Genomic DNA, 25,458 nt, shown 5'->3' with positions numbered 1-25,458 from the left:
TCGGGGCGGCTACTCGACGATGTAGACGGCGTAGGACGCCCCGTTGGGCTGGCGGCCGGCGACGACGGTGAACACACCGAGGTTGAGCCAGTTCAGATCCGGGTGAGCGGTTTCGATCTGTGCGCTGGCGCGGAAGACGTACTCCGAGGCATCGACGTCCGCACCGGCCGCTAGCCGTGCGAGCACCTCGGGCGGTCCGTGGCGTACGGCGCGCATCTGTAGGTAGAGGTTGGCTCCGGATGTGGCGTGCAGGCCCATGCGGATGTCACCGACGCTGGATCCGTCCGGGTTGATCGTCTGCCAGTCGCCACTGATGCCCGGCACAACGTTCCCGGTCAGTTCCGGGCCGGTGAAGGTGCCGCCGACGTGGGGCACGATTCGGCGTCGCCGGCCGTCGGCGGATTGCCCGAGATCGACGGGCGTGCCGATGACGGCGTCGATGTGGAAGACCAGCCGAAGTTGCGGGGGTGGTAGCGGTGTGGTGGTCATGATCTGAACCTCCGTCTATGGGTTAGATGCCCCCGCCGGCACTGAAAGCGGCGGCGTCCTGCTCGAGCACTGCCAGCGCCGACGGTCAGCCAGTCAAGCAGCTGAGCGTTCCCGAGGCACCGCTCGACGCTGGATCTGTGCGACTTTCTGGTTCTCAGCAGAGAGGAATCTTGTCCTAGCGGCTCGCGTGACACCCGGTAGCGGTCCGCAGGCAAGTTCCATTACCGCATCTATATAGGTCCGCCTATACTTGTGTCGTGGTCGAACACAGTGCCGTTCTCGGCGAGACACTCTTCGCGATCGCCGGCGTCGCGATTCGGCGCCGGGACCGCAGCCTTGGTCTGACCGCCGCGTCGACGCTGGCCACGTTGGAGCGCACCGGCCCGCGGCGGTTGACGGACCTGGCCGTGAACGAGGAAGTGACCCAGCCGTCGATGACCGCTCTGGTGACTCAGCTGGAAGGGCTCGGCCTCGCCGAACGCCGCCGCGACCCCGCCGACGCTCGGGTTGTGCTGGTCGCCATCACGCGGGCCGGGCGGCAGCACCTCCGCGCGATGCGCCGCGCCGGCGCGGCGGTGCTCACGGGGTTGATCGACAAGCTCGACGAGCAGGAAGCCGAAGCGCTCGATGCGGCCCTGCCGGCGCTGCTCCGCCTGACCGAGCTTGCCGCCGAAAGTCAGGACAGCCACACAGGCTGACCATCCGTATCAATGAGGTGATCGCATGAGCCAAGACGCCGCCGTAGAGCGGACACCGAATCCCGCGAGCCCGGCCGACCCTGCACAGATCATCGTCGCCGGAGTGGATGGTTCGCCGACCAGTTGGGATGCGTTCTCCTGGGCAGCCGGGGTAGCCATGCGCTCCAACGGCAAACTCATCGTCGTCTACGTGATGCCCTTCACCGACCCGGCGGCCGTCTACGGGGCGCCCTACGACTACGTCGGCGCCGAGAACTTCAGGGAAGAGGTTGCCGGCGAGCTCAAGGACGAAGCAGAGCGCCGTGCCCGCGAGATCGGCATCTCGATCAGTTTCGTCAGCGACTACGGCGACGCCACCCAGACCCTGACTGACATCGCGCGCAACGTCCACGCCACTCTCGTCGTGGTCGGCAGGTCCGCGAAGATGTGGCACCATCTCGCCGGCTCCCTCAGCCACCGACTCACCTGCCGCAAGGACGCACCCGTCGTCGTGGTTGTGCCCTGATCGTGGGGGAGCGTCAAGTGAGTTCCCGCGCCAAGTCGCTGTCCCGGTTCGCGGTCGAGCGTGATGACCGGCGGTACAAGTGGGTGGCTCTGTCCAACACGACGCTCGGCACGTTGATGGCGACCATCAACTCGTCGATCGTGATCATCTCGCTGCCGGACATCTTCCGCGGCATCAAGCTCGACCCGCTGCGTCCGGGCAACGTCAGCTACCTGTTGTGGACCCTGATGGGCTTTCTGGTGGTCACCGCTGTTCTGGTCGTGACGCTGGGCAGGCTCGGCGACATCTATGGCCGGGTGAAGATCTACAACCTCGGCTTCGCGGTGTTCACGGTCGGGTCGCTGGCACTGGTGCTCGATCCGCTGACACAAGGCGGCGGAGCGTTGTGGCTGATCCTCTGGCGAGTCGTGCAAGGCGTCGGCGCGGCGATGTTGTTCGCCAACTCGACGGCGATTCTGACCGACGCGTTTCCCGCGGAGCGCCGTGGCTTCGCCCTGGGGATCAACCAGGTTGCTGCCATCGGCGGCTCGTTCATCGGGCTGATCGTCGGCGGCCTGCTGGCTCCCGTCGACTGGCGCCTGGTGTTCTTCGTGTCCGTGCCGTTCGGCCTGCTCGGAACGGTGTGGTCCTACCGCAGCTTGCGGGAGACCAGTGCCCGTTCAGCGGTGGCGCAGATCGACTGGTGGGGCAACGCGTTGTTCGCGGTCGGCCTGACGGCGCTGCTGGCCGCGATCACCTACGGAATCCAGCCCTATGGAGGGCGCGACATGGGCTGGACCAATCCCTGGGTGCTGGCCGGGCTGGTCGGCGGCGTCGCCCTGCTGGTCGCGTTCTGCCTGGTCGAGGCGTCCGTCGACGACCCGATGTTCGACCTGTCGCTGTTCCGGATCAGGGCGTTCTCCGCGGGGAACCTCGCCGGCCTGCTGGCCTCGGTCGGCCGCGGCGGACTGCAGTTCATGCTGATCATCTGGTTGCAGGGCATCTGGCTGCCCCTGCACGGCTTCAGCTTCTCGAGCACCCCACTGTGGGCGGGTATCTATCTGCTTCCGCTGACCGTGGCGTTCCTCTTCGCGGGGCCGCTGTCGGGCTACTACTCCGACCGGTTCGGCGCGCGAACCTTCGCGACCGGCGGGCTGCTGCTGGTCGCGGTGAGTTTCCTCGGCCTCTTGCTGCTGCCGACCGACTTCAACTACTGGGCATTCGCTGGTCTGCTGGTGCTCAACGGCATCGGCTCGGGACTGTTCTCGGCGCCGAACACCAGCGCGATCATGAGCAGCGTTCCGGCCATCCGGCGCGGAGCCGCATCAGGCATGCGCGGCACCTTCTTCAACTCGGGTACGTCGCTGTCGATCGGGGTCTTCTTCACCCTGATGATCGTCGGGCTCGCGCAGACCTTGCCCGGCGCGCTCACGAACGGCCTGGAAGCTCACGGTGTGTCACCGGCCGTCGCGTCCGGCATCGCCCACCAACCGCCGGTCGGTAGCCTGTTCGCCGCCTTCCTCGGCTACAACCCACTCGGTACGGCGCTCGGCGCGTTACCCGCCTCAGCCACCAAGGGCGCCGATCTGGGCACGTTGACCAGCAAGGAGTTCTTCCCACAGCTCATCTCGGCCCCCTTCCACCACGGCTTGGTCATCGTGCTCATGCTCGCAATACTGATGTCGCTGGTCGGTGCCGCCGCATCGCTTTTCCGTGGCCCGCGCTACATCCACGCGGAACCGGTCGCCCGCGTCGACGTACCGGGACCGCGGTAAGCCGGCGGATGGTCCCCAGCTTGTGGTCGTCGCATCAGACGGCGTCTTGATGCATGCTATAGGCAACATGCTCGAGCAGCTGGAGGCCGACTTTCATGGTGCAGCGGACAGAGGTTCTCCTCACCGACGACCTCGAGGGCACGAACATCGCAGCCGGCAGGGGAGGCACGATCACCTTCGCGCTGGACGGCAAGACCTATGAGATCGACCTCAATACCAAGAACAGCAAGGCACTGCGCAAGATCTTGGCGCCGTACGTCGAGGCCGCGCGGCCCGTCCGAACCAGCCGCGGTGTGAAGGTCAGGCGCACGCAGGTAGAAGCAGACGTCAGAACGATCAAGGAGTGGGCCCGCGCCAACGGCTACGAGGTCAGCGACCGCGGCCGGGTCCCAAACCACATCCGCGAAGCCTTCGAGGCAGCGAACTAACCTCCGCCGCTGCCGCAGCGCGTGGGGTACCGGGGTCGGACGGCGCCGCAGGGGTCGATTCTTGGCCGCCGCTGGCCGGACGCTAGAACCGCCACCGGGCGGGGGAGCGAGGGTCGGGGTGGTAGCCGCAGTACGTGCCGGTGCGGATGGTGCGGCTGAGATGCTCGCCGAGCTGGGGATGGTGCTCAGCCATCCGGGAGATCGTCTGGCGGATTGCGCGGGTCACGCCGGCTCGAGCACGCTCGGACGCGGATGCGGCTCGTCGATCACGACCACCCAGGCCGAACGCGCGCGCGAGCTCTCGAAGGAGGAAGTCGCGCTCGACTTCAGCCTGCGCAGCTTGGTCGGTGTCCCCGATGGCGCGCGCCTGCTCGATGTCTTCGTCGATCTCGGCGAGGCGTCGGCGGTACGCGTCCCTCGCTCGTAGGTCCAGCAGCTCGCCCGCATCGCCGAGTGCCGGTCCCGGCACTCGGGCACCTTGGCTGTTGTCGACCTGCGCACCGCTGTCGATCTCGGCGCCGACGAGATCCAGCACGTGGTACTCCCGGCCCGGATCAGCCAGAAGCCGCGCGAGGTAATGCATGCCCTTCAGGTCGCGCACGCGGACGGTCTGCGCTTCGAAGACCACCGTCCAGTAGTCACCTTCGCGACGAAAGACGTTGAAGCTCCGAGCCGGCTGCTCGCCGGGTGCGTCGCGGTGCGCGAAGTCATCCGCTGGGAGCACCGTGGGGGCGGCTTCGATCCCTTCGAGGATCGTGCGCGCCGCTTGGTGCTCCAAGACGGCCCGATGCTCGCTCCCGCTGGCGCGGTGGGCCTCGGCAAGGCCGATGCGTGCGACCGCCGCCTCATAGGGGGCGCCGACTTCGTTCCAGAGCTGCACGGCTTCGGAGAAGGACTGCTCCGCGCCCGTCGCATCGCCTTCGGCGAGCCGCACTCTTCCTCGAGCGAGGGCGGCGCCGGCGACCAACGCCTTGCTTTCGAATCTGGCGGCGATGAGCTCCAGCTCGTCGGCGGCTGATCGAGCCCGTTCGTGGTCTCCGGCCGCGATCTCGATCTCGACCTGTGCCTCGAGCAATGGCGCGCGCTGCAGGTCGGTGTTCGGTGGTCGTTCCTTCGACGGCACTCGCAAGGGGTGCTCGAGGGCGTCTCGGATGGAGGCGGCCGCAGTGGCCACGTCGCCTTGGGCCAGGCGCACCAGCGCGAGGTCCGGTTGCGGGTCCCATCCGGCGCGATGAGCGGCCAGCAGGGCTTCATTCGCGCCGACGATGTCTCCCCTGTGAAGTCGGATCCGTCCGAGCTCGTTCAGTGGCCACCCCAGCTCGCGTCGCAGGTAGGGGCGAAGCTCCTCGCAGGCCACGAGTGCCTGACTCTCCGCCTCGTTGCACAACCCGCGTAGCCTGAGGATCTCGGCGCGGTGGACCCGGCAGCGTCCATGCAGGCTCCCGATGGCATTCGTCTCGCACCACCGCTCCATTGCCTCGGTCCATTCCTCGGCGACGTCGTACTGCGCTGCGCCCTGCAGCGCGCAGACGAGTTCGCAGTACACGACGCCTGTCGAGAACGGATCGAGATCACCGGAGATCGTCGCCACCCCGGCTTCGTCGAGCAGCGCCAGACCTTGCTGGACATCGCCGTCCAGGATGAGCGTCCGTGCCTCTGCCACTCGTGCGATGGCGAGCGCGGCCGGGTCACACTTCGAACCGACCTCGATGGCATCCCGGGCCCACTGCAGAGCGCCGGCGATGTCGCCAGTCAGCATCCGCTCATAGCTGCGGACGACCGCGTACCACGCGTGCGCGGGTGTCGCCTGGCGACCTTCGAGAAGCCGCTCCGCTCGTGCCAGCCAGCCGCGCACCGGTGCCATGAGCGCTGTGTCGAAGAGCAGGTGCATCGCGACGCGAACGGCCGCAGCTGCGGCCGCGACCCGGTCATCCGCCCGCATGCACGCCGCGTGGGCTCGCTCCCACGCCTCGATGGTCACATCGAGATGGCCGGCCGCATAGGCGACCTCGCCAAGGACGGGTAGATCCGCGAGCGTCAGGAGACCGTCCGCGTCCGCCGCCATGAGCAGGTCGAAAGCCTCCTGCCAATCGCCCCTGGCTTCAGCATCACGGGCGCGTTCGATCAGACCAGGACCAGCGCCGTCGGTCATCGCACGCCTCCCGAGTTCGTGGCCGGTCGGAGGTCGGGGTCAGCCGGCGCCGACCGTAACCGTGAGGGTTACCGCCGTAACCAGCTTGCTCACGCATCCAGGGTGGGGACCACGGGGTCCCCGAGGCAACGAGGCAGTCCGAGGAGGACTCATGACCAACGCTACCGCCACTTCGAGTGACGAACCGATGGCGATGAACATCAAGGACGTCCCGCGATCGGGAACCGTTCGCACGAACGGGCAGGAGCTGTACTACGAGATTCATGGGGACGGACCGCCACTCGTCCTGCTGATGGGGATCGGATACGACTCATCGCTGTGGACGCTTCAACAGGTCCCCGTTCTCTCTGCCCAGTACCGTGTCGTCCTCCTCGATAACCGCGATTCAGGCCGCAGCGCCCGAGCCGACCATCCGTACACCGTCGCGGACATGGCTGACGACATAGCCGGTCTGCTCGACGCTCTCGCTATCCACCGCACCCATCTGCTGGGCTTGTCGCTGGGAAGCATGATCGGGGTGGAGTTCGCGCTGCGGCATGCGGATCGTCTGGATCGGCTGGTGCTGGCGGGCCCGAATGCGGCGCCCGCTCGGAGCGCCGTCGACCCGATCTCGATCTGGAACTGGGTCAAGGCCAACGACTCCAGCGGGGAGGTGTTCGGCGGTCAGCAGTTCACCTGGCTGTTCTCCTCGGCCTTCCTTCGCAATCAGCAGGCGGTGCAGGAGACGATCGCGATGCTGGCGAGCAATCCGAACCCGGTCGAGCCCGAGGCCTACGGTCGCCAGGCCCAGGCCTACTTGCAGTTCGACGCCCTCGATCGGCTCGGCGGTATCGAGGCCCCCACTCTGGTGGTCGTCGGTGAGCAGGATCTGCTGACACCGCCGTGGGTCGCGCGCGAGGTGGCCGACGGGATCCCCCGAGCCCGGTTCGAGATCGTCACAGGCGACGGTTCATCCCATCTGATGCCGCTGGAACGCCCAGACGACTTCAATCAGCTGGTGATGAAGTTCCTGGCCGAATGACATCTCCCCACGTCATCGCTCAGCATCGGGACCCAGCCGCCAGTTCGGCGGTGATCGGCGCGACTGCCCAGAACCAGCGCGGGCGGCGAGGCATCGCTACCTCGCCGCCGACACGGTCGGCAATCGTCCTGCACGCAGGTCCCCCCGATTGCCAATGGATGGAAATGCCTCCGCCCAGCCATCCAATCCTTACATCGTGTGAGCAAGTGGGTTCGTTACAGCACTGTCAGTAGTCAACTTTGCGGATTGAAGATCAACCTCTCCGAACGACAGTTCACCGGCGTCTTCACGGCCGAGGTGGGTGCGACCGCGGCAGACCATGTCGAAGCCGTCCGGATGGAGTCCGCGTTCCGGCTCCTCGAGACCACCAACAGGACCATCGAACAGATCGCCAAGACCTGCGGCTTCGGAACACCCGAGACCATGAACCGCACGTTCCGCAGGCGCCTCGACACCACCCCAGGCGACCATCGCCACCACTGCCGAGGCGATCACCCCATGCCAATCCCCGTCCCTTGAGGCAGCAGCCGACCCATCCCCTGGACGAGTGGCTTCGAAGTTCATTGTGGTCGGTCGTGCCGTCCCGCGACTGTCCCTGAGCCGTCAATCAAGGAACAGGAGACGTCATGCTGACACTTCTCGGTATGCCGCAGGGTGCGGAGTGGCTCGTCATCCTCGCGATCGTGATGCTGCTCTTCGGGTCGGCCAAGCTGCCGGCGCTGGTGAGGCAGCTCGGCAGGTCGAAGAAGATCTGGGAGGAAGAAATCGGGGCCCACAGCAACAAGACTGACGGTGAGCTCGGCGCCGACGCGCGGCCGGCGCAGCGCAGTACGGACGGGCAACTGTCGGCGGAGCCTCGCCCAGACCACCGCGGCTAGACCCTGATGAGTATCGAGCAGCTCGATCCGGTGGAGGAGGACGCCGGTCGGATGAGTCTGCGCGAGCACATTGCGGAGCTGCGTAACCGGTTGCTCAAGTGTGTGCTCGCGATCGTGCTGGGTGCGGTCGTCGGCTGGATCTTCTACAACTGGGCGCTGGATCTGCTGCAGCAGCCGTTCGACACCAGCGTCAAGGAGTTGGCCGCCGAGCAGAACCTGAAGCCGATCTTGACCTTCACCGGGGTCGGTGACGCGCTGACGTTCAAGATCAAGATCTCGGCGTTGTTCGGTCTGATCCTGGCCAGTCCGGTGTGGCTGTATCAGTTGTGGGCGTTCATCGCGCCGGGTCTGCACCGCAACGAGCGCCGGTGGGCGATGCTGTTCTCGGCGATCGCGACGCCGCTGTTCGTGGGCGGGATGGCGGTGGCGTACTGGACGCTGCCGAAGGGCCTGGAGATCCTGATCGGGTTCACCCCGTTGGACATCCAGAACCTGATCACGCTGCCGCAGTACCTGGATTTCGTGATCCGGACGATGTTGGTGTTCGGGATCGCGTTCCTGATCCCGCTGGTGGTGGTGTTGCTGAACATGGTGGGTGTGGTGCCGGCTTCGGCGTTGGGTAAGTTCCGGCCGTACATCGTGTTGGTGATCTTCGTGTTCGCCGCGGTCGCGACGCCGTCGGGTGACCCGTTCACGATGTGCCTGTTGGCGATCCCGATGTGTCTGTTGTTCTTCGCCGCCGAGGTGATCGCCAAGATCAACGACAAGCGCAAGGCCCGCAAGGCCGAGGAGGTCTGACCGTGTTCGACATCGGGATCCCCGAGTTGCTGGTGATTGGCGTGGTTGCGGTACTTGTGTTCGGCCCGGACCGGCTGCCCGAGTTCGCCCGTACTGCGGCCCGTCTGCTGGGTCAGGTGCGCACCGTTGTCGGCAACGCGCAACGAGACCTGCGCGAGGAGTTGGGACCGGACTTCGCAAATCTGGACGTCCGGGAGCTCGACCCTCGCAGCTTCGTCCGCAAACACCTCCTCGATGGGTTGGATGACGAGCCCGTCGAGAGCGAAGTACGGACGAAGCCTCCAGCCGGGCCAGTGTCCTACGACCCCGAAGCCACGTAGACGCGTATCACCTGGGCTTGACTGCCCTGACGCTGGGCGCCGATGCGCCGGCACGCCTAGGAGCGAGACTCCTCGGCGAGGCGTTTGTGCAAATCCTTGGTGAGGGAGTGGATCTGGCGGGTGATCTCGGTGTTGGTCTTCAGCTCGAGCTCCTGCTGGTTGAAGTCGTGATCGGCCTTGGCCTGCTGGAACGCGGCCTGGCGGTTCTGCCCGATCATGACGAAGGTCGACAGGAAGATGGCCTCGAGGGACACGACGAGGGTGAGCGTCGGCCAGGGCTTGGACTCGAGGAAGGTCATCCAGACGGCGAAGACGACGATGTGGATGTACACGAACGGCATGGAACCGGCGTACGACGTGATCGCGTCGGCGATGCGTATCTGGAGATCGGCGGCCCGCTGAGCGGCCTGTGCGAGGACAGCGGGATGGTGCGATTGGGTGTTTGTCGGTGTGGTGTCCATCTGACCTCCTACGCGGGGACTGACCACCGGTGCTGCTTTCGGTCGGTTCATCGGATCACTCGCGTCAGTGCGAGGGCTGCGGCTTCGGCTTGCGCTCGAACCCATCCTTCAGACCGCCGTCGAGCAGGCGCTTACCACCGACCGCGAAGGCCAACTGGGTCACGCCGGCGACGAGCGCGAACGCGGCGATCAGGGCAAGCGTCACCAGCGCACCTGTGCCCGGCTGGGCGAAGATGACGATCCCGAACAGAATCGAGACCACGCCGCTGAGGCTCATCAGCGCGGTGTCGCTGCCGTCGATCGGAAGCCAGAACGCGCCGCCGATGGCGATGACGCCGAGCGCGATCGCGTACGCGCCGATCACGTAGAGGAGTGCGAGCGCGGAGATGCCGGTCCAGAGCAGCGCGGCAGCGCCGACGGCTATGCCGAGCAGACTCGAGACGATGAGCCACCCGCGCTCGCGGTTCGCGCCGGCTGAGAACGAGTAGGCCAGCTCGACAACCCCGCTTGCCAACGTGTAGGCGCCGAAGAGAATGGTGAGGGCATAAATGCTGATACCGGGCCAGACGAGGAGCACAACGCCGAACGCGATCGACAGCAGACCGTTGAGGCCGACCGCCCATCGCATCCTCTTCAGTTGCGTACCTGCCGGCTGTTCAGTTCGGTCGTCAAGGGAATCCATCTCACTACCTCCGAATCGGTGACTGGTCCCTCGAGTCTTCCGGCCCTGGCCTTCCCGGACATCGGCGATGCCACGGATCAACTGCGGGAAATCCGCAGCCGCCGCTGACACCCCGGTGCGTTCCGGTGCGATCACCAAACGAAGGCGCGACGGATAGCCCGGATCCTCCAGGTACGGCGGCGCTGCGACCTGGACGACCGGGCGCGAGCCGCGCGTCGGACCTCGCGAGCGGTACGTCGCGCCTCGGCGACCCGGATCCGCTCGTCGACCTGCTGCCTGGCGATCTGGGTGGCGAATTTGTGGTCGGTGATCATCGAGTACATGAGTTCCTCCTTCGTGGTCGATGCCGGCGGAGGCCGACACCAAGACGCTCGTTCGGTCAGGAAGCAGGCGGCGCGCCGGTTCGGGTCTTGGTCTGCGCCGGGCTTCTCGCTGGATCAGTGGTGAGGCTGCGGCTGTGCCGGATCACTGCAGAGGGCCACCAGTACGGCCAGTTGGCTCTGCGTGGGCGGTGGGACCTCGCTGAGGTCGCCGGCGTAGTAGCCGTTGTGGGGGTGGATCCGACCGGTCCAGGTCCCCGATTCTTCTTCGATGATCAACGATGCCGCCATGTCGTCCACTTCCATCAGTTCCGGCGGCTGAGGATGGTCCTCAGCGGTCCTTGTGGTGTTCACGACGCTATGGGCGTGCACCTGCCGAGCGCGTCGTCGGAAGGCCTTGTTCGCGCCCGCACCAAGCGATGAGTGGCAGTCCTACCTTGGTAGGACGCAAGCAGCGATCGCGTTGCCGTACGTTGATCAGGTGAGCCGAGCGCGGCTGTTCTTCTCGAAGTACGGTCTCGACCTCCTGATTGTGATTGCGGCGGTCGAGAGCGCCATCAGTACGGCGTTGCGCGACGACCCGGGCCATCCGACGGGCCCGATGCTGTGGTTCGAGGTGCTCGCGGTCGCCGCCGTCGTTCTCACCCTGCTCCTGCGACGCCGTTTCCCCTTCGCCGCACCGGCGGTCACCTGGCTGTTAAGTGCGGCGCTTTCCTTCGTGGACGGCCTGCTCATCGTCGACAAGGCCGGGCTCTTCGTCGCCGGAATGGGGGCTGCCCTGCTGCTCGGCAACCTGCGCCACGCCACGGAGGCACGGGTCGGCCTGGCGATCGTGCTCGGCGGCGCAGCGATCGTCATCTACAACGAGCCGGATCACACGAGAGGCGACCTCATCTTCACGCCGGTGCTGTTCGCGATCGGCTGGCTCGTCGGCTTCGCGCTACGGGAGCGAACCGAGCAGACCGAGGCCGCCGAGGAGCGCGCGACTCGGGCCGAGAGAGAGCGGGAGGCGGCGGCTCGCGTCGCGGTGGCCGAGGAGCGCGGACGGATCGCGCGAGAGCTCCATGATGTCGTCGCACACGCCGTCAGCGTGATGGTTCTCCAGGTGGGGGCTGTGCGCCACCGGATGCCCGAGACCGACACGGAGGATCGGCAGACCCTCGAGAACGTCGAGCAGGCTGGACGCACGGCACTCGCGGAGATGCGCCGCCTTCTCAACGCGATGCGACATGACGGCGACGAGCTCGAGCTTCTGCCGCACCCGGGACTCGACAACCTCGACTCACTCGTGGACGACGTACGAGCTGCGGGCCTGCCTGTGCGGCTCCAGATCCGCGGTGAACCGTTCGCGCTGCCGCCAGGCCTCGACCTCTCCGCCTACCGCATCCTGCAGGAGGGGCTCACCAACGCCCTCAAGCACGCTCGTGCGAGCCAGGCGGAGGTCGACGTGCGCTACTCCGCCACGGAGCTTCGACTCGAAGTACGTGACGACGGTCCCGGCGGCCCTTCCACCGATGCTGGTCTCGGCCACGGACTGGTCGGGATCCGCGAGCGCGTCAGGATCTACGGTGGAGACATGACTGCGGGCGCCTCCCATGCCGGCGGCTTCGTGCTCCGCGCGCGGCTTCCACTGGACGGCAGTGCCGGATGACCATCCGTGTCCTCGTGGTGGACGACCAATCGATGGTGCGGGCGGGGTTCCGGCTGCTGCTCGCCGACGAACCCGACATGGAGGTCGTGGCGGAAGGGAGCAACGGCCTCGAGGCGGTGGCCCAGGCAGCCCGCTTCCACCCGAACGTCATTCTGATGGACATCCGGATGCCGGAGCTCGACGGGCTCGAGGCGGCCCGACGGATCCTGGCGGCCGACGCGTCTGCGCGGATCCTGATTCTCACCACCTTCGACCTCGATGACTACGTCTACCAGGCGTTGCGAGCCGGCGCGAGCGGCTTCGTCCTCAAGGACGATCCTCCCGAGCAGCTGATCGCCGCCGTGCGAACCGTTGCGGGCGGAGATGCGCTCCTTTCGCCCGCCATCACCAAACGGGTGATCCAGCATTTCACCCGCCTCCACCGAGAGGCTCCGCCGAAGGCGGTGGACACCTTGACCACGCGCGAGATGGACGTGTTCCGCCTGATCACTCGGGGTCTGTCCAACGCCGAGATCGGGCAGGAGCTCTTCATCAGCGACACGACGGTCAAGACGCACGTCACACGCCTGCTGCAAAAGCTTGACCTGCGCGACCGCGCACAGGCGATCGTCCTCGCCTACCAGACCGGCCTCTTCGACGCGTCGGAGACGCGGCCCCGGGAGCGACCCGACGGTTCACGCTGACTCTGCTCTGCCGGGTCCGCAGGCGCGTTGGTCCTACTTGAGTAGGACTCACAACTCATCGGCTGGTCGGACTCGAGCGCGACCTCGTGACGACGCGCTGGCGGCGCCGCGTTCCTAGCGTTGAAGCATGCAGTCAACCACGCCAAGGAGCAACGCCATGAACCACCAGAAGCGGGTATGGACACGAGAGGACGGTCGTCCATGATCACCATCGACTCGCTGTCCAAGAAGTACGGCGCCAGCATCGTCGTCGACGACATCAGTTTCGTTGCGCAAGCGGGCCGGGTGACCGGCTTCCTGGGTCCGAACGGGGCCGGCAAGTCCACCTCGATGCGCATGATGGTCGGCCTCACCTCACCCACCTCGGGAAGTGCCACCATCTCCGGTCGCAGGTTTGCGGACCTTCCCAACCCAGGACGTGAGGTCGGCGTGATGCTTGACGCTTCCGCCCAGCATGCCGGCCGCACCGGCCGCGAGATCCTCACCATTGCCCAGCGGACGATGGGGCTACCCGGCCGTCGGGTCGCCGAGATGCTCGAGCTGGTCAGCCTCACCGAAACCGAGGCGAACCGTCGGGTCGGCAACTACTCGCTCGGGATGCGCCAGCGACTCGGCATCGCCACCGCCCTGATCGGCGACCCGGCCGTGCTCATCCTCGACGAGCCGGCCAACGGGCTCGACCCGGCCGGCATCCGCTGGATGAGGGACCTGCTCCGCGACTACGCGGACCAGGGAGGAACCGTCCTGCTGTCCTCGCACCTGCTGCACGAGATCGAGGTCATCGCCGATGACATCGTGATGATCGGCAAGGGCAGGATCGTCTGCCAGGGCTCCAAGACGCAGCTCCTGCAGTCCGCGGGCACCGTCGCCCGTGCCGCCGACCTGTTCGCCCTCAAGCGGGCACTCGACACGTCCGGTCTCCACACCACCGTCTCGGATGACGGGGCTCTGCGCGCCGACGCGGACCCGACGTTGGTCGGACGAGTGGCGCAGGAGGCGGGCGTGGCTCTCATCGAGCTGCGCACCGCCGACGGCGGACTGGAGGAGATGTTCCTTCAGCTCACCGCCGACACCCAACGAGAAAGGAAAGCCGCATGACCGCCACCGTCGTCGACTCCGTCCGTGAGCAGCGTGCCGACGTCTACCCGGTGCCCCTCTCGCGAGTCATCACCGTCGAGCTGCGCAAGATGTTCGACACCCGTTCGGGCTTCTGGCTGATGGCGAGCATCGTCATCACCGCCCTCCTGACCACGATCGGGACGATCGCATTCGCCCCTGAGGCGGACCTCACCTACTACACCTTCGCCAAGGCGATCGGATTCCCGATGACGGTCGTGCTGCCCATCATCGCCATCTTGTCGATCACCGGCGAATGGAGCCAACGCAGCGGTCTGACGACGTTCACGCTGGTTCCGCACCGAAACCGGGTCATCGCGGCCAAGGCAGTCTCGTCGGTCGCCGTGGCCGTCGCCTCGATGCTGTTCGCCTTCGTGATCGGAGCGATCGGCAACCTGGTGGGAACCGCGATCACCGGGACGGAGACGGTGTGGGACGTGTCGCTCGCCGAGGGCGTGAACATCGTGCTGGGCTGCCTGCTCTGTCTGCTGACCGGCACCATGCTGGGCATGTTGATCCGCAGCTCGGCGGGGGCACTGGTGGCGTACTTCGTCTACTCGCTCCTGCTGCCCACCGTCGCCGGCATCCTGGCCGCCAGTCAGGAGTGGTTCCGGGACCTGCAGCCATGGGTGGACCTCAAATACGCCCAGGCCGCCCTGTTCGAGGGGACCCTTACCGCTGAGCAGTGGGCCAACGTCGCGGTCACAGCGTCAACGTGGCTCCTCCTGCCCGCCCTCCTCGGCCTCCGGATGGTCATGAAGTCAGAGGTCAAGTAGAGCCCCGCGCTGTTCCTACAACGGCCGCCGCCTCAGAGGCCCTGTTGCTCGACCGAGCGACAGGGCCTCTGGCCTACTGCGACATCGGCGGACCGTTCGGTACCTGCCAGCCGGTACTGCGAATTCCGGCTCTCGTGACGTGAGGTAGGCCGCTGACGGGGGCGATTGCCGGTCGATTCACAGGCAGTCTGAAGAGATCCGAGGCCACGTCGTCGGTAGACGTGGGCGATGTGTCAGGAGGCGGACGGTATGGAGCGCGCAGATTGGCTGGATGGTGCTTTCACTTCGACGGAGGCCCGGTTCCTGATGGTCACGGCGATCACGCATCATCAGATCAGCTCGCCGAACTGGGGTGAGCGCGAGGTCTTGAAGTTGCACGCCGAACTCGCGGAGATCGAGCTTGGCGCGCTGCGGCTGGTCGCCGCGTCCCCGGTGAGCGCCGAGTGACGGCAGACCCTGGCCGGCTGATGGCCTGATGTCTGCCATCCTGCGTGAGGCTTGGCGTACCGCGGTACCGGACCTGGACGACCGGCACGGGCCGCTGCCGCCTCTGATGCTGCTGCTGACGGTGGTCACCGGCCTGATCGACGCCTTCAGCTACTTGGTTCTCGGCCATGTGTTCGTCGCCAACATGACCGGCAACGTGGTGTTCGCCGGCTTCGCGATCGCGGGCGCCGGCGGATTCGCGCTCGCCCCGAATGTGGTGGCGCTGGTCGCGTTCGCCGCGGGTGCGTTCGGCTGTGCCCGGGTGATCCGGACCGTCTGGTCGCACCGTGCCCGTGTCCTCATCCTGGCTCTTGCTCTGCAGGTCCTCCTGGTCGCGGGCGCGTTCCTGACTGCCGAGGTGTCCGGATCTCCGGTGAAGGCGGGAACCCGCTACGCGCTGCTCAGCCTGCTCGGGCTGGGTATGGGCGTACAGAACGCCGCAGCCCGAGCACTGGCGGTGCCCGACCTCACCACGACTGTGCTGACCCTCACCATCACCGGGACTGCGGCCGACAGCCGGCTGGCAGGCGGTGCCGGGTCCAGAGCCGGGCGGCGTCTGCTGTCGATCGCGGCCATGTTCCTGGGTGGCCTCATCGGCGCCCTGCTCGTCGTGAACGTTCGGGTGTCGCTGCCCCTCCTCCTCGCCGCAGTACTGCTCGCCGCTGCCTGCGGGATCGCCTGGCGGCTCACCCGATCCAGCGCCCCGTGGACCCGCCCCTTGTGAGATCCGCCCTGACCGGCCGGGCGGTGTCGCCGTACCGGGTCAGGTCGTTGCCTGGCGCCACTCACGGGCCAAGAGGCCGTAGACGACGAGGTCACGTCGTTCGTGGGGAAAGGCGGCTGCTTCACGCAGAATGCCTTCCTGCGTGAACCCCAACCGCTCTGCGACACTCCGACTAGGGGTGTTGTCGACAGTGGTCCGCAACCCGACGCGCAGCAGCTCGAGCGTCCCGAACGCGTGATCAAGCAAGGCCGTGACGGCCCGGGTCGCCAGTCCACGTCCGACGAAGCCGGCGTCGAGCCAATAGCCCACCTCGGCCGACCGGGTCCGGAGGTCGATCTCCAGCTGAGCCCAACCGACCAGGCGCCAGCGGTCCTCCGACTTCACCGCGATGGACAGCGGCAGCAAATCTCCTTCCTGCCACGCCTGACCGGCCTCTTTCAGGTTCGCCCGAGTCACCTCCAGCACCGGCGGTTCCTGGAACGCGTCCGGGAACCATCGTGCGAGGCGTTGGTAGTTGGCCTCCACCAACGCGAAATGGGCCTCCGCGATGGCGGCTGTCCGAAGGATGAGGGCGGCATCGTCGCCCAACGACCAGGTGAACCGCGCATCGATGACGGTAGACATATCCGCTCCCAGCCAGTTGCCATGAACGAACGAACCCTAATGAGACTTCATCGCGAGGCCAACCCCGGCGCGACCTTCGTCTCTCGGGCCCCTCGAGTCGAGCCGCCGAGGCAAGTAAAGCTCATCGACGCGCGGTAACACCGGTGTCCCACGAACAGCTGTCGGTGACAGGTGGCAACGGTGGGATCCCGGCTGGGATGTGATTCTCGCCCTTGAAGAGAGGGCGGGGTGAGGGCCGGTCACCTGCGGCTCGAGGGGGTGTCGTCCGTGGTACAGGTCGCATTCGTGGGTGGACAAGTCATCGGCCGGTAGGTCGAGGGCAAGGTCTTCGATGGGCCGCGTGCTGTCTAGGCCGGCGGGTGACGGGACTGGTTTCGGGGGCGGGTGTTGGTCAGGCCCTCGGTGATGGTGGTGAGCAGAGCGAGGGCAGCGTCGAGGTGGGTGTCGTCGTGGCTGGCGGCTTCGCTGATGGCGGTTGCCCACTCGTGTCGCACGAGGGCGTAGTTGCTGCGTCCGCGGTCGGTCGGGCTGACGGTGACGCCGCGGGCGTCGGCCGGGTTGGCTTGGCGCTGGATGAGGCCCTTTTGTTCGAGGCCGCGCAGCGTCGCGGAGAGGTTTGTGCGCTGGAGTCCTGTGGCGGCGGCGATCTGGCTGGGGGCGGCGGCATCGCCTTGGAGGAGGTAACGCATCACCATGCCTTCGGACTGGGTCAAGCCGACTGCCTGCCTGTCGGTGTAGCCGCGGTACTGGAGCTCCCGGCTGATGATCAGCGCCAGATCGGCGAGGTCGGCCCAGCTCTCCTCGGCGGCTGATCGGCGCGCCTGCCGAGGGCTGCGCCGCGGCGATGGGTGCTTCGTCACACTGCCAGCATAGTTGATTGTTGGCTCATAGTTATGTATGCATACTGATGTTCTAATAGTTATGTCTTCATAATCAGTTGGAGAAGCAAATGGACGTCACTCTTTCCGCGCGGCAGGACGGGCCGACCTCGCCACGTGCGGTTGCGCTGTCCGGTGGGCTTCACCCGGTAGGGGTGTTCTTCCTGCTCGCCGGCGCGTTCCTGCCGATCATGGATTTCTTCATCACCAACGTCGCGCTGCCGAGCATCGACGCCTCGCTGCACGCCTCGGCGTCCGAGTTGGAGTTGGTGATCGCCGGGTACGGCGTCGCCTATGCCGCCTTGCTGGTCCTGGGTGGCCGGGTGGGTGACCGCCTAGGTCGCCACCGCGTCTTCCTGGCTGCGCTCGTCGGCTTCGTCGTGGCGTCGGCGGTGTGTGGCTTCGCCCCGACCGTCGGTGTCCTGATCGCCGCCCGCGTCGTGCAGGGTGCGACCGCGGCGCTGCTCGTGCCGCAGGTGCTCGCGACCTTCCACCACACGCTCGAGCACGAGCGCAAGGCTCGTGCCCTGGCCCTGTACGGCGCGACGTCCGGCATCGCCGCCGTGGTCGGGCAGTTGGCGGGCGGTCTGCTGGTCGGCGCCGACATCGCCGGCACGTCCTGGCGACCGATCTTCCTGGTCAACGTGCCCATCGGCGTGGTGGTCCTGCTGGTGGCGGCCCGGATCGTGCCCGACACTCGCTCGGACCGCCCGGTCGGCATCGACCTGCCTGGCACCGTGCTGTTCGCCGCGACCCTCATCGCTCTGCTGGTCCCGCTCACCGAAGGTCACTCGCTGGGCTGGCCGTGGTGGACCTGGGCCATGATCGTGCTCGCGGTCGTGCTTGGCGCCGCCACCTTCATGGCGGAGCGGCGCGCCGAGCAGCGCGGTGAGATCCCGCTGCTGCCGCCGTCGCTGCTGCGGCTGCCGTCGATGTCCCGCGGGCTGGTCATGGTGTTCGCGTTCAGCATCGGCTTCGGCGCGTTCATGTTCGTCTTCGCCCTGACCGTCCAGGATGGTCTGCATGCCGACGCTCTTCATGGCGGTCTGGCCATCCTGCCGATGGCGGTGCTGTTCTTCCTCGGCTCTGTGTTCGCACCACGGGTGATCGGCCGCTTCGGCCGGGCCGCGCTGTCGGGTGGCGCGGTCATCCAGCTCGCCGGCCTCGCCTCACTCGTTGTCGTTGTCGTCAACGGCTGGCCACACGTCAGCCTCTGGGCCATGGCTGTCCCGCTGGCCCTGGCCGGTGCCGGACAGTCGATGCTGTTCGCCGGGCTGTTCCGCAGCGTGCTGGCCGATGTCCCGACCCATCTCGGCGGCGTCGGCAGCGGCGTACTGATCACCCTGCAACAGAGCGGCCTCGCACTCGGCGTGGCCACTCTCGGCACCCTCTACCTCACCCGGGCAGAGCACAACACGGCCCACGCCTTCGCCACCGTCGAAGCCGTGCAAATGGGCATCATCGCGCTGCTCGCCATCGGCGTCGCCGCGCTGCCGCGGTTCACCGCGGCTGCTGCCGACGCGCCACTGCTCGACGCCTGAGAGGTCAGCATGACCACCAATCCACACCTCGTCATCACACCGGAGATCGGTCTGGCCACCGTCGCCGAGTTGGCCGCGCAACTGCGGGTGGACTCGATCCGCTCCAGCGCCGTCGCCGGATCGGGGCACCCGACCTCGAGCATGTCCGCAGCCGATCTGCTCGCCGCACTCGTGAGCCGGCAGCCGCGCTACGACTGGCCCACGGTGATCCTCGCCAGGACCGTCAAGGGCGGCGGCTTCTCCGAGGTCGAGGACAGCCCCGACCTCGGCGCCGACGGCCCGTCCCAGATGGCGCAGGAAGACATCGCGATGCTTCGCGCAGTACACCAGTCCACCGTGCTCGACCCCGTACGAGAGCCGCCGGGCTCCGGGTCCGGCGCCGGGTTGCCCGCCTGGGCGGCCATCGACGCCGACCACACGGCTGTTGCCGCGCGCAACCTCGTCGGTGCCCGCCGACACGCTGTACCAGACGGACCTGAGGAGTCCTGATGAGTCTGCTCGATCTGTCGCGGTGGCAGTTCGTCATCACCGTGATGTTCCACATGACGTTCCCAGCGATCACGGTCGGACTGTCGATCCTGCTGAGCATCCTGTACGGGATGTACTGGAAGACCCGCAAGGCGGTCTATCTCCAGATGTTCCGGTTCTGGCGACGTGTCTTCGCGGTCGGGTTCGCGATCGGCGTCGTGGCCGGGATCGTGATCACCTTCGAGATGGGATTGAACTGGGGCGTCTACGCGGCCAGGACCGGTCCGATCATCGGGCCGATCATCGGGATGGAGGTCGTCACCGCGTTCTTCGTCGAGGCCGGCTTCATCGGCATCTTGCTGTACGGCGACGGCCGGGTGCGGCATGCCACGATGTTCGCCTCGTCGGTGATGGTGTCGATCGGCACGGTCCTGTCCTCCACCTGGATCATCGCCGCGAACTCGTGGATGCAGACGCCGGCCGGGTTCGTCGTACAGAACGGGCGGTTCGAGCCGACCGACTGGGTGGACGCGATCTTCAACAGGTCGTTCGTATGGCGGTGGCCGCACATGGTGCTCGCCGTCCTGATCTCCGCCGCGTTCTTCGTGGCCGGCATCGGCGCGTACTACCTGGTCAGGGGTCGAGCGCCGGCGTTCGCCCGCCGGTCGGTGTCGATCGCACTGGGGGTGGCGGCGATGCTGGTACCGGTCCAGATCTTCGTCGGTGACCACACCGCCGGCGCGGTGCTGCCGGACCAGCTGTCGAAGCTGGAGGCCCTGGAAGGCAACTGGACAGAAGGCAACACCGGCTTCGTCGTCTTCGCCATCCCCGACCAGCAGGCCCAGCGCAATCTCGTGGAGCTGGACATTCCCTGCCTCGGCAGCGCCATCAGCAAGGACCTCACGTGCAAGACGGCGATCCCCGGTCTCGAGTTGACGCCGAAAGCCGATCAGCCCGACATGGCCGCGGTCTTCTGGGGATTCCGAGTCATGTTCCTCGCCGCATTGCTGATGTTCGGCACCGCCTTCTACGCAACGATCCTGCGCTTCCGCCGAAAACTGTGGACCTCCAGACGCTTCCACCGGTTCCTGCTCTGGACGACACCCGTGGGCATCCTCGCCATCCTGGGCGGATGGGCCACCGCCGAGACGGGGCGCCAGCCGTGGGTGGTGTTCGGTCAGCTCCGCACCGCCGATGCCGTCTCGCACCTGGCGCCCGGCGAGCTCGTGTTCTCCGTGGTGGGCTTCTCCTTGCTGTACCTCGTGATGCTGATCGCGTACATCGCCTACATCGTGCACACGGTGCGGATCGGCCCCGATCACGTCGACCCCGATGAGCGTCACCCGGTCCTCGAAAAGGTACCCACGGCCGGGCTGGCCGGCGGGAGGGCGAACTGATGGCCACGACCTGGTTCCTGCTCATCCTGCTGTGCCTGCTGATGTACGTCGTCCTCGACGGCTACGACTTGGGTATCGCATCGCGACCCTGGTCGAACCGGACGCGGACCATCGGCACGAGATGCTCGAACAGGTCGCGCAGGCGTGGGACGGCAACGAGACCTGGCTGGTCCTGCTCGGGGTCAGCCTGTGGGCCGGCTTCCCAGCGGCTTTCGGCGCGATCCTCCCGCACGCCTATTTGCCGGTGATCGTCATGCTGTTCGCGCTGATCGTCCGCGGGATCAGTGTGGAGATGGCCTCGCAGGCCCATCCCGCGCCCCGGTGGGAGAGAGCCTTCGGTGGTGCCTCCCTGATGGCCGCGCTTGCCCAGGGCGTAGCCGTGGCGACCCTGACAGTGCACCTGACCGTGGTGGACGGGGCGTTCTCAGGTTCGCCGTTCGGCGCGATCAATTGGTTCTCGGCGCTGGCCGCGGTGACTGTCACCTGTGGCTATCTGGCGCTGGGGTACGCCTACACGAAGTGGAAGGCAACCGGGGAACTCCGTGCCCGGGCCGGACGCCGTGGCACGGTCAGCGCAGGACTGGCGTCGATACTGGCGCTGGCGTGTCTGGTCGCCGTCGGTGCCACCGCCACACCGCTGACCCTGCACGGCCCCGCGCGGGTCATCGCCTTTGCCGGACTCCTGCTGTTTGCCGCGGCCGGGGTGGTGGTGAGCCTGGGGACTCTGCGGCCGGCTTCGCAGTACGACGGCCTGCCTCTCGCGGGCCTGGTCACCGCTGCGGCGGCGTTGGTCATCGCTGTGGTGGTGGCCCGCTACCCCGTACTGGCGACGCCGGAGCTGACGCTCGCCAATGCAGCAGCTCCGCCTGGCACGCTGGCGTTTCTCGCGGTCGGGATCGGGCTCAATGTGCCGCTGATCCTCTTCTACAACTGGTTCGCCCATCACGCCTTCCGGGGCAAGCTCGGCCATCATCCCGCCCACCACCTGGCCAACGGACGGACAGGAGCCACCCAATGAGCACCGAAACCCAGCTCGCACACCGGGTGCGACGAAGGCTCGTTCACGCGGCGCTGACCGTCATCGGCGTCATCGGCGGTCTGTTCTGCTACTTCGTCTGCCAGGGCATGTTCTCCGGCTACCCCAAGTACGACTCCGAGCAGCTCAGCATCGCGGGCATGATCCTGATCGCCCTGACCGGCGGCATCGCCTGGATCGTCGATGAACACCGGATGCACGATGACGAGTGAACAAGGCGGGACGACAACATCGGCTGTGGAGGCCCGCGAGTGGCTCACCGGCGCCGCCGCGCCTGGCCGTCGGCACCTGCTTCTGGCCGCTGGCTGTCAGCCGCTGGAGACGGCGTTCACCGCCGTCCAGTGGGCGGGCCTGGCCTGGGTCGCGCAGGGCGTGCTCGACGGCGCACGGCCGAGCTGGCAAGGATCGGGCATCCTGTTCGGCGGTGGTCTCCTCGCGGCGGCCGCAGCCTGGAGCACGGCACGGTTCCAGGCAGTCGGTCGCCAACGAATCGCCCACGCCATCCGGCGGCGCCTGGTCGCCGGGCTACTACCTGCCGGGCAGCGGCACGCAGAGCCGGACCCTGCGACAGCCGCACTCGCAACCGTGGAGTTGACCGACGAGATCGCTGACTTCCATGCGCAGACCCTTCCTCAGCGAGTGTCTGCTCCCGTATCCATGGCTCTGATCCTCGTCATCACCGCGGTGGTGCAGTGGCCTGCCGCCGTGATCTTGCTGCTGGCGAGCTTGCTCATCCCGCTGAACATGCGCCTCGTGGGCCTGTTCGCCAAGGAAGGCGCCGACGCGCGGACGGCAGCCAGCACCCGGCTCGCCGCGATCGTCCTCGACAGCTTCCGCGGCATGCCGACGCTGCGGAACATCGGGGCGCTGGGACGGCGACGTACTGAACTGGTCCGCGTGGCCGGCGACCTCGACGCCACCACCATTGCGGTCGTACGGCGGGCCTCGCTCTCCGGTGCGGTGATGGACGTCGTCATCACCTTCTCTATCGCGGCCAACGCGACGTACGTCGGGCTGGCGCTGCTCGGCTACGTGCGGATCGGTGCTGCGCCCGGCATGACGATGTTCCGTGGCCTGCTCGCTCTACTGATCTGCCCGATGTACTTCCAGCCGATACGTGCCGCGGCTGCCGCCTTCCACAGCAAGGAACGGGCGCTGTCGGCGGTACCGGCGATCAGCGGGCTTCTCGTCGGGCTGGAAACCCCTTCTGGACGTGGTGAACGTGTACCGCCACCTGGCGAACCTGCCGAGGTTGCCTTGGACAACGTCTGTTTCCGCTTTCCCGCGGCCGACGAGTCGACACTGCACGGAGTGAACGTGACCGTCCACGCGGGAACCTGGACGGTCGTCGTCGGACCGTCCGGCGCCGGAAAGACCACGTTCCTGTCGCTGATCGCCGGGATGCGCCCGCCGAGTCACGGCACCGTCCGGTGGCTGACCCCGACCGGAGCGTCGACGCCGTGGCTGGGCGGCTGTACCTGGATCGGTCAGCAGACGGTGCTGCTTCCGGGATCAATCGGCGACAACATCCGCATCGGACGACCGGACGCCAGCCGGTCGAACGTCGAACAGGCGGTTGCCGCAGCCGGTCTGGCCGAGGTCGTCGCACAACTGCCACAGGGACTGGACACGCTGCTCGGCGAGGGCGGCTCGGGTCTGTCTACCGGGGAGGCTCGACGCATCGCGATCGCCCGCGCGTTCCTGAGCGACGCGGGTCTCTGGGTCCTCGACGAGCCGACCGCGCACCTGGACGCGGACACCGAGGTACAGATCATCGTTGCCCTACGCAACGCCACTCGCGGTCGTACTGTCATCGTGGCCACACACTCGCCGGTCCTCGCCCGTTCCGCCGACCTCCTCCTAGGCCTCGCCGACGGGACCGTCCACACCGTACGGGAGGCGAGTCGGGTATGAGGGCGAAGACGCTCGCAGCCACCGGGCTGCTGCTTGCCGTCCTCGCGGAGGCATGCTCTGTCGGTATTCTTGGTCTCTCCGGATGGTTCATCGCCGCGTCAGCCGTGGCCGGAGCCAGCGCCTACAGTGCGTTCTCCTACCTGGCGCCCAGCGGCGGGGTGCGCGCATTCGCGCTCGGGAGGATCGCGACCGGCTATGCCAGCCGTGTCGTCCTGCACGCCGCTGCACTGCGCCGGATCAGCGTTGCCCGGCTCGCCGTCTACGACCAAGCCGCCGAATCCGAAGGCACCGGGTGGTCCGGCCAGTCGCTGGACCGGGTCATGGCCGACGCGGACACTACCGGCATGGCGCTCATCCAGGCGACCACGCCCGTGGTCGTCGCCGCCGTGATGACCGCGGGAGGCTGCGTCGCGATCGTCCTCGCCGGCTATCCGCTCGTGGCGCTGACGTTGGCCGCAGCCGTCATCGCCTGCACCGTGCTCGCCGCGGCAGCGGCCCGCCGGACCGATGACACGACCCGCACCCGGGGACTGCTGCGGACCGAACTGGTCACCACGGTCGAGGCTTGGCCCGAGATGGCGTCACTGGGCGCTACAGACCAGCTGGCGCACCGCACTCTGCAACACCTGGCCGCCTTCGAGGGCAGACGAAACCGCCACGCGGCAACGACCGCCCGCGCACTGGGCGGCACGCGTGCAGTGACGGCCACCGCGCTGCTACTCACACTGCTGCTCACCGCGCGGGCAGGCGCCACGGTCGCGACGTTGGTCTTCGTCGCTTTGCTCTCCGCCGGCGTGCTGGCCAACGCCGAACGCTTGGTCACCGCCGCCGGCGCGTGGGCCCAATCTCGCCAGGCCGACGCTCACCTCGCGTCGATCGGCGAGGAGGAGACCCGCCGTCCAGCGGTCGCCAAGACCTTCGAGGCCATGTACGACGGTCACGGCCTCACCGTAGCTGGATACCGGCTGCCGGAGACACCTACGCGTGATGCGCGCGAGATCGGATTCGCCGTCGCCGCCAGCCAGACCCTCGTCATCACCGGCCCGTCCGGCAGCGGAAAGACCACGCTCATCACCGCCATCGCCACCGCGCTACGGCAACGACCCGGGCCGGCCGTCGTCACTGCCGTACTGGCCGACGACTATCTGTTCACCGGGACAATCGCCGACAATCTCCGCCTGTCCAACCCCACCGTGAAAGATGTCGACGTGGCGGACCTGCTCGGCGTCATGGGGTTGGACCGCGCCGGAGTGGAACCGCTGACCAACGTCGGCGTCGGCGGGCGTGGTCTTTCCGGTGGCGAACAGCGCCGCCTCCACATCGCCCGAGCCCTCGTCACCCAACCCGACGTGCTGCTCGTCGACGAGCCGACGACCGGCCTGGACCCCGACACCGCCACCGAGGTCCTGCACGCCGTACGCCGCCGGCTGCCGCAGGCGGTCCTCGTCGTGGCGATGCACGAGCCGCCGGGGGACAGGCGACCCCTCGGACCCAACTGGACCACGCTGTCGGTCGGATGAACGCGACCGTGCGCGCTGACCAATCGGCGTCGAGTGCCGCGGACGTCAGGAAGGCGAAGACGAGGGCTTCGGATGCGGGCGGTGAGGTCGTCATCGATCTGCGCGAGGGCGCTTCGGAATGATTGTCAGGCGTCCTCG

At 67.2% G+C, this 25,458-nt stretch carries 30 protein-coding genes; 22 read left to right on the top strand and 8 right to left on the bottom strand.

Features of this window, described 5'->3' with window-relative positions; translation table 11 throughout:
- Window positions 1-9: 9 nt before the first annotated feature.
- A complete protein-coding gene (locus EV644_RS00250; RefSeq protein WP_132187543.1) occupies window positions 10-489 on the bottom strand; it encodes a DUF3237 family protein in 480 nt (159 codons plus the stop codon).
- A 257-nt stretch (window positions 490-746) separates the two neighbouring features.
- Here EV644_RS00250 and EV644_RS00245 point away from each other — a divergent pair, with 257 nt between their 5' ends.
- From EV644_RS00245 to EV644_RS00230, 4 genes are all read left to right on the top strand, one after another.
- On the top strand, window positions 747-1,187 hold the full coding sequence (locus EV644_RS00245; protein WP_241997889.1) for a MarR family winged helix-turn-helix transcriptional regulator: 441 nt from the start codon (window positions 747-749) through the stop codon (window positions 1,185-1,187).
- Between the two features lie 25 nt (window positions 1,188-1,212).
- Window positions 1,213-1,692 (top strand): universal stress protein, encoded by a 480-nt coding sequence (locus tag EV644_RS00240; RefSeq protein WP_132187544.1) that lies wholly within the window; start codon window positions 1,213-1,215, stop codon window positions 1,690-1,692.
- 17 nt (window positions 1,693-1,709) lie between these two features.
- Entirely contained in the window at window positions 1,710-3,446 is a 1,737-nt protein-coding gene (locus EV644_RS00235) for an MFS transporter (protein WP_241997891.1), read from the top strand.
- Window positions 3,447-3,541: 95 nt separating this feature from the next.
- Entirely contained in the window at window positions 3,542-3,874 is a 333-nt protein-coding gene (locus tag EV644_RS00230; RefSeq protein ID WP_132187545.1) for a histone-like nucleoid-structuring protein Lsr2, read from the top strand.
- 82 nt (window positions 3,875-3,956) lie between these two features.
- Here the strand turns inward: EV644_RS00230 and EV644_RS00225 are convergent, their stop codons facing one another.
- On the bottom strand, window positions 3,957-6,026 hold the full coding sequence (locus tag EV644_RS00225; protein ID WP_199239572.1) for a tetratricopeptide repeat protein: 2,070 nt from the start codon (window positions 6,024-6,026) through the stop codon (window positions 3,957-3,959).
- 151 nt (window positions 6,027-6,177) lie between these two features.
- Between EV644_RS00225 and EV644_RS00220 the strand changes: the two genes are divergently transcribed.
- The 5 genes from EV644_RS00220 (at window position 6,178) to EV644_RS00200 (ending at window position 9,043) form a co-directional block, all read left to right on the top strand.
- The gene (locus tag EV644_RS00220; RefSeq protein WP_158292695.1) at window positions 6,178-7,047 is read left to right on the top strand and encodes an alpha/beta fold hydrolase; all 870 of its coding nucleotides are present in this window, start codon (window positions 6,178-6,180) and stop codon (window positions 7,045-7,047) included.
- 246 nt (window positions 7,048-7,293) lie between these two features.
- Complete coding sequence (locus EV644_RS00215) at window positions 7,294-7,566, top strand: helix-turn-helix domain-containing protein (protein WP_206751492.1); 273 nt, start codon at window positions 7,294-7,296, stop codon at window positions 7,564-7,566.
- Window positions 7,567-7,673: 107 nt separating this feature from the next.
- Window positions 7,674-7,925 carry a twin-arginine translocase TatA/TatE family subunit gene (locus EV644_RS00210; RefSeq protein WP_132187548.1) on the top strand — a complete coding sequence of 84 codons (252 nt, stop codon included), beginning with the start codon at window positions 7,674-7,676 and terminating at the stop codon, window positions 7,923-7,925.
- A gap of 6 nt (window positions 7,926-7,931) precedes the next feature.
- Window positions 7,932-8,723 carry a twin-arginine translocase subunit TatC gene (tatC, locus tag EV644_RS00205; protein WP_241997893.1) on the top strand — a complete coding sequence of 264 codons (792 nt, stop codon included), beginning with the start codon at window positions 7,932-7,934 and terminating at the stop codon, window positions 8,721-8,723.
- Between the two features lie 2 nt (window positions 8,724-8,725).
- Window positions 8,726-9,043, top strand: a complete 318-nt coding sequence (locus EV644_RS00200) for a sec-independent translocase (RefSeq protein ID WP_132187549.1) — start codon at window positions 8,726-8,728, stop codon at window positions 9,041-9,043.
- Between the two features lie 56 nt (window positions 9,044-9,099).
- Here EV644_RS00200 and EV644_RS00195 read toward each other — a convergent pair whose 3' ends face one another.
- The 4 genes from EV644_RS00195 to EV644_RS00180 form a co-directional block, all read right to left on the bottom strand.
- On the bottom strand, window positions 9,100-9,504 hold the full coding sequence (locus EV644_RS00195) for a DUF1003 domain-containing protein (protein ID WP_132187550.1): 405 nt from the start codon (window positions 9,502-9,504) through the stop codon (window positions 9,100-9,102).
- Between the two features lie 64 nt (window positions 9,505-9,568).
- Window positions 9,569-10,132: an HdeD family acid-resistance protein gene (locus tag EV644_RS00190; RefSeq protein ID WP_158292693.1), complete on the bottom strand. Its 564-nt coding sequence runs from the start codon at window positions 10,130-10,132 to the stop codon at window positions 9,569-9,571.
- A gap of 185 nt (window positions 10,133-10,317) precedes the next feature.
- Window positions 10,318-10,509 carry a hypothetical protein gene (locus EV644_RS00185; RefSeq protein WP_132187552.1) on the bottom strand — a complete coding sequence of 64 codons (192 nt, stop codon included), beginning with the start codon at window positions 10,507-10,509 and terminating at the stop codon, window positions 10,318-10,320.
- 114 nt (window positions 10,510-10,623) lie between these two features.
- Complete coding sequence (locus EV644_RS00180) at window positions 10,624-10,860, bottom strand: hypothetical protein (RefSeq protein WP_132187553.1); 237 nt, start codon at window positions 10,858-10,860, stop codon at window positions 10,624-10,626.
- 127 nt (window positions 10,861-10,987) lie between these two features.
- On the opposite strand from EV644_RS00180, the gene EV644_RS00175 reads away from it, so the two are divergent.
- From EV644_RS00175 to EV644_RS00150, 6 genes are all read left to right on the top strand, one after another.
- Window positions 10,988-12,157 carry a sensor histidine kinase gene (locus EV644_RS00175; protein WP_241997895.1) on the top strand — a complete coding sequence of 390 codons (1,170 nt, stop codon included), beginning with the start codon at window positions 10,988-10,990 and terminating at the stop codon, window positions 12,155-12,157.
- Window positions 12,154-12,840, top strand: a complete 687-nt coding sequence (locus tag EV644_RS00170; RefSeq protein WP_132187554.1) for a response regulator — start codon at window positions 12,154-12,156, stop codon at window positions 12,838-12,840. Before EV644_RS00175 ends, EV644_RS00170 begins: the two co-directional genes overlap by 4 nt.
- Before the next feature lie 201 nt (window positions 12,841-13,041).
- A complete protein-coding gene (locus EV644_RS00165; RefSeq protein WP_132187555.1) occupies window positions 13,042-13,938 on the top strand; it encodes an ABC transporter ATP-binding protein in 897 nt (298 codons plus the stop codon).
- Window positions 13,935-14,732, top strand: coding sequence for an ABC transporter permease subunit (locus tag EV644_RS00160; protein ID WP_132187556.1), 798 nt, complete (start codon window positions 13,935-13,937; stop codon window positions 14,730-14,732). The genes EV644_RS00165 and EV644_RS00160 overlap by 4 nt, the downstream gene beginning before the upstream one ends.
- A gap of 249 nt (window positions 14,733-14,981) precedes the next feature.
- Window positions 14,982-15,179, top strand: coding sequence for a hypothetical protein (locus EV644_RS00155; RefSeq protein WP_132187557.1), 198 nt, complete (start codon window positions 14,982-14,984; stop codon window positions 15,177-15,179).
- Between the two features lie 28 nt (window positions 15,180-15,207).
- Complete coding sequence (locus EV644_RS00150; RefSeq protein WP_132187558.1) at window positions 15,208-15,942, top strand: DUF1275 family protein; 735 nt, start codon at window positions 15,208-15,210, stop codon at window positions 15,940-15,942.
- Between the two features lie 39 nt (window positions 15,943-15,981).
- Here EV644_RS00150 and EV644_RS00145 read toward each other — a convergent pair whose 3' ends face one another.
- Together EV644_RS00145 and EV644_RS00140 are read right to left on the bottom strand one after the other, a co-directional pair.
- Window positions 15,982-16,566 carry a GNAT family N-acetyltransferase gene (locus EV644_RS00145; RefSeq protein WP_132187559.1) on the bottom strand — a complete coding sequence of 195 codons (585 nt, stop codon included), beginning with the start codon at window positions 16,564-16,566 and terminating at the stop codon, window positions 15,982-15,984.
- Window positions 16,567-16,913: 347 nt separating this feature from the next.
- A complete protein-coding gene (locus EV644_RS00140) occupies window positions 16,914-17,426 on the bottom strand; it encodes a MarR family winged helix-turn-helix transcriptional regulator (RefSeq protein ID WP_132187560.1) in 513 nt (170 codons plus the stop codon).
- 89 nt (window positions 17,427-17,515) lie between these two features.
- On the opposite strand from EV644_RS00140, the gene EV644_RS00135 reads away from it, so the two are divergent.
- Genes EV644_RS00135 through EV644_RS00105 form a run of 7 tightly spaced genes read left to right on the top strand, consistent with a single transcriptional unit; the run spans window position 17,516 to window position 25,320 of the window.
- Window positions 17,516-18,985 carry an MFS transporter gene (locus EV644_RS00135; protein ID WP_132187561.1) on the top strand — a complete coding sequence of 490 codons (1,470 nt, stop codon included), beginning with the start codon at window positions 17,516-17,518 and terminating at the stop codon, window positions 18,983-18,985.
- Between the two features lie 9 nt (window positions 18,986-18,994).
- Window positions 18,995-19,474, top strand: a complete 480-nt coding sequence (locus EV644_RS45065) for a hypothetical protein (RefSeq protein ID WP_199239571.1) — start codon at window positions 18,995-18,997, stop codon at window positions 19,472-19,474.
- A complete protein-coding gene (locus tag EV644_RS00125; protein WP_132187562.1) occupies window positions 19,474-20,850 on the top strand; it encodes a cytochrome ubiquinol oxidase subunit I in 1,377 nt (458 codons plus the stop codon). The genes EV644_RS45065 and EV644_RS00125 overlap by 1 nt, the downstream gene beginning before the upstream one ends.
- Entirely contained in the window at window positions 20,786-21,868 is a 1,083-nt protein-coding gene (locus EV644_RS00120) for a cytochrome d ubiquinol oxidase subunit II (RefSeq protein WP_132187563.1), read from the top strand. Before EV644_RS00125 ends, EV644_RS00120 begins: the two co-directional genes overlap by 65 nt.
- A complete protein-coding gene (locus EV644_RS00115; RefSeq protein WP_132187564.1) occupies window positions 21,865-22,098 on the top strand; it encodes a hypothetical protein in 234 nt (77 codons plus the stop codon). Before EV644_RS00120 ends, EV644_RS00115 begins: the two co-directional genes overlap by 4 nt.
- A complete protein-coding gene (locus EV644_RS00110; RefSeq protein ID WP_158292691.1) occupies window positions 22,088-23,800 on the top strand; it encodes an ABC transporter ATP-binding protein/permease in 1,713 nt (570 codons plus the stop codon). The genes EV644_RS00115 and EV644_RS00110 overlap by 11 nt, the downstream gene beginning before the upstream one ends.
- The gene (locus EV644_RS00105) at window positions 23,797-25,320 is read left to right on the top strand and encodes an ATP-binding cassette domain-containing protein (RefSeq protein ID WP_132187566.1); all 1,524 of its coding nucleotides are present in this window, start codon (window positions 23,797-23,799) and stop codon (window positions 25,318-25,320) included. Before EV644_RS00110 ends, EV644_RS00105 begins: the two co-directional genes overlap by 4 nt.
- Window positions 25,321-25,458 lie beyond the last annotated feature (138 nt).

This window comes from Kribbella orskensis (assembly GCF_004342085.1).
Classification (GTDB): domain Bacteria; phylum Actinomycetota; class Actinomycetes; order Propionibacteriales; family Kribbellaceae; genus Kribbella; species Kribbella orskensis.
Note: the sequence above shows the minus strand (reverse complement) of the source record. Positions and strands in the feature narration are given on the sequence as shown.

What these genes read in the sequence shown, in the direction of transcription:
- EV644_RS00250 (WP_132187543.1), bottom strand. Translation starts at nt 489, where the DNA reads ATGACCACCACACCGCTACCACCCCCGCAACTTCGGCTGGTCTTCCAC.
- EV644_RS00240 (WP_132187544.1), top strand. Translation starts at nt 1,213, where the DNA reads ATGAGCCAAGACGCCGCCGTAGAGCGGACACCGAATCCCGCGAGCCCG.
- EV644_RS00230 (WP_132187545.1), top strand. Translation starts at nt 3,542, where the DNA reads ATGGTGCAGCGGACAGAGGTTCTCCTCACCGACGACCTCGAGGGCACG.
- EV644_RS00225 (WP_199239572.1), bottom strand. Translation starts at nt 6,026, where the DNA reads ATGACCGACGGCGCTGGTCCTGGTCTGATCGAACGCGCCCGTGATGCT.
- EV644_RS00220 (WP_158292695.1), top strand. Translation starts at nt 6,178, where the DNA reads ATGACCAACGCTACCGCCACTTCGAGTGACGAACCGATGGCGATGAAC.
- EV644_RS00210 (WP_132187548.1), top strand. Translation starts at nt 7,674, where the DNA reads ATGCTGACACTTCTCGGTATGCCGCAGGGTGCGGAGTGGCTCGTCATC.
- tatC (WP_241997893.1), top strand. Translation starts at nt 7,932, where the DNA reads ATGAGTATCGAGCAGCTCGATCCGGTGGAGGAGGACGCCGGTCGGATG.
- EV644_RS00195 (WP_132187550.1), bottom strand. Translation starts at nt 9,504, where the DNA reads ATGGACACCACACCGACAAACACCCAATCGCACCATCCCGCTGTCCTC.
- EV644_RS00190 (WP_158292693.1), bottom strand. Translation starts at nt 10,132, where the DNA reads ATGCGATGGGCGGTCGGCCTCAACGGTCTGCTGTCGATCGCGTTCGGC.
- EV644_RS00185 (WP_132187552.1), bottom strand. Translation starts at nt 10,509, where the DNA reads ATGTACTCGATGATCACCGACCACAAATTCGCCACCCAGATCGCCAGG.
- EV644_RS00170 (WP_132187554.1), top strand. Translation starts at nt 12,154, where the DNA reads ATGACCATCCGTGTCCTCGTGGTGGACGACCAATCGATGGTGCGGGCG.
- EV644_RS00165 (WP_132187555.1), top strand. Translation starts at nt 13,042, where the DNA reads ATGATCACCATCGACTCGCTGTCCAAGAAGTACGGCGCCAGCATCGTC.
- EV644_RS00160 (WP_132187556.1), top strand. Translation starts at nt 13,935, where the DNA reads ATGACCGCCACCGTCGTCGACTCCGTCCGTGAGCAGCGTGCCGACGTC.
- EV644_RS00155 (WP_132187557.1), top strand. Translation starts at nt 14,982, where the DNA reads ATGGAGCGCGCAGATTGGCTGGATGGTGCTTTCACTTCGACGGAGGCC.
- EV644_RS00150 (WP_132187558.1), top strand. Translation starts at nt 15,208, where the DNA reads ATGTCTGCCATCCTGCGTGAGGCTTGGCGTACCGCGGTACCGGACCTG.
- EV644_RS00145 (WP_132187559.1), bottom strand. Translation starts at nt 16,566, where the DNA reads ATGTCTACCGTCATCGATGCGCGGTTCACCTGGTCGTTGGGCGACGAT.
- EV644_RS00135 (WP_132187561.1), top strand. Translation starts at nt 17,516, where the DNA reads ATGGACGTCACTCTTTCCGCGCGGCAGGACGGGCCGACCTCGCCACGT.
- EV644_RS45065 (WP_199239571.1), top strand. Translation starts at nt 18,995, where the DNA reads ATGACCACCAATCCACACCTCGTCATCACACCGGAGATCGGTCTGGCC.
- EV644_RS00125 (WP_132187562.1), top strand. Translation starts at nt 19,474, where the DNA reads ATGAGTCTGCTCGATCTGTCGCGGTGGCAGTTCGTCATCACCGTGATG.
- EV644_RS00120 (WP_132187563.1), top strand. Translation starts at nt 20,786, where the DNA reads ATGAGCGTCACCCGGTCCTCGAAAAGGTACCCACGGCCGGGCTGGCCG.
- EV644_RS00115 (WP_132187564.1), top strand. Translation starts at nt 21,865, where the DNA reads ATGAGCACCGAAACCCAGCTCGCACACCGGGTGCGACGAAGGCTCGTT.
- EV644_RS00110 (WP_158292691.1), top strand. Translation starts at nt 22,088, where the DNA reads ATGACGAGTGAACAAGGCGGGACGACAACATCGGCTGTGGAGGCCCGC.
- EV644_RS00105 (WP_132187566.1), top strand. Translation starts at nt 23,797, where the DNA reads ATGAGGGCGAAGACGCTCGCAGCCACCGGGCTGCTGCTTGCCGTCCTC.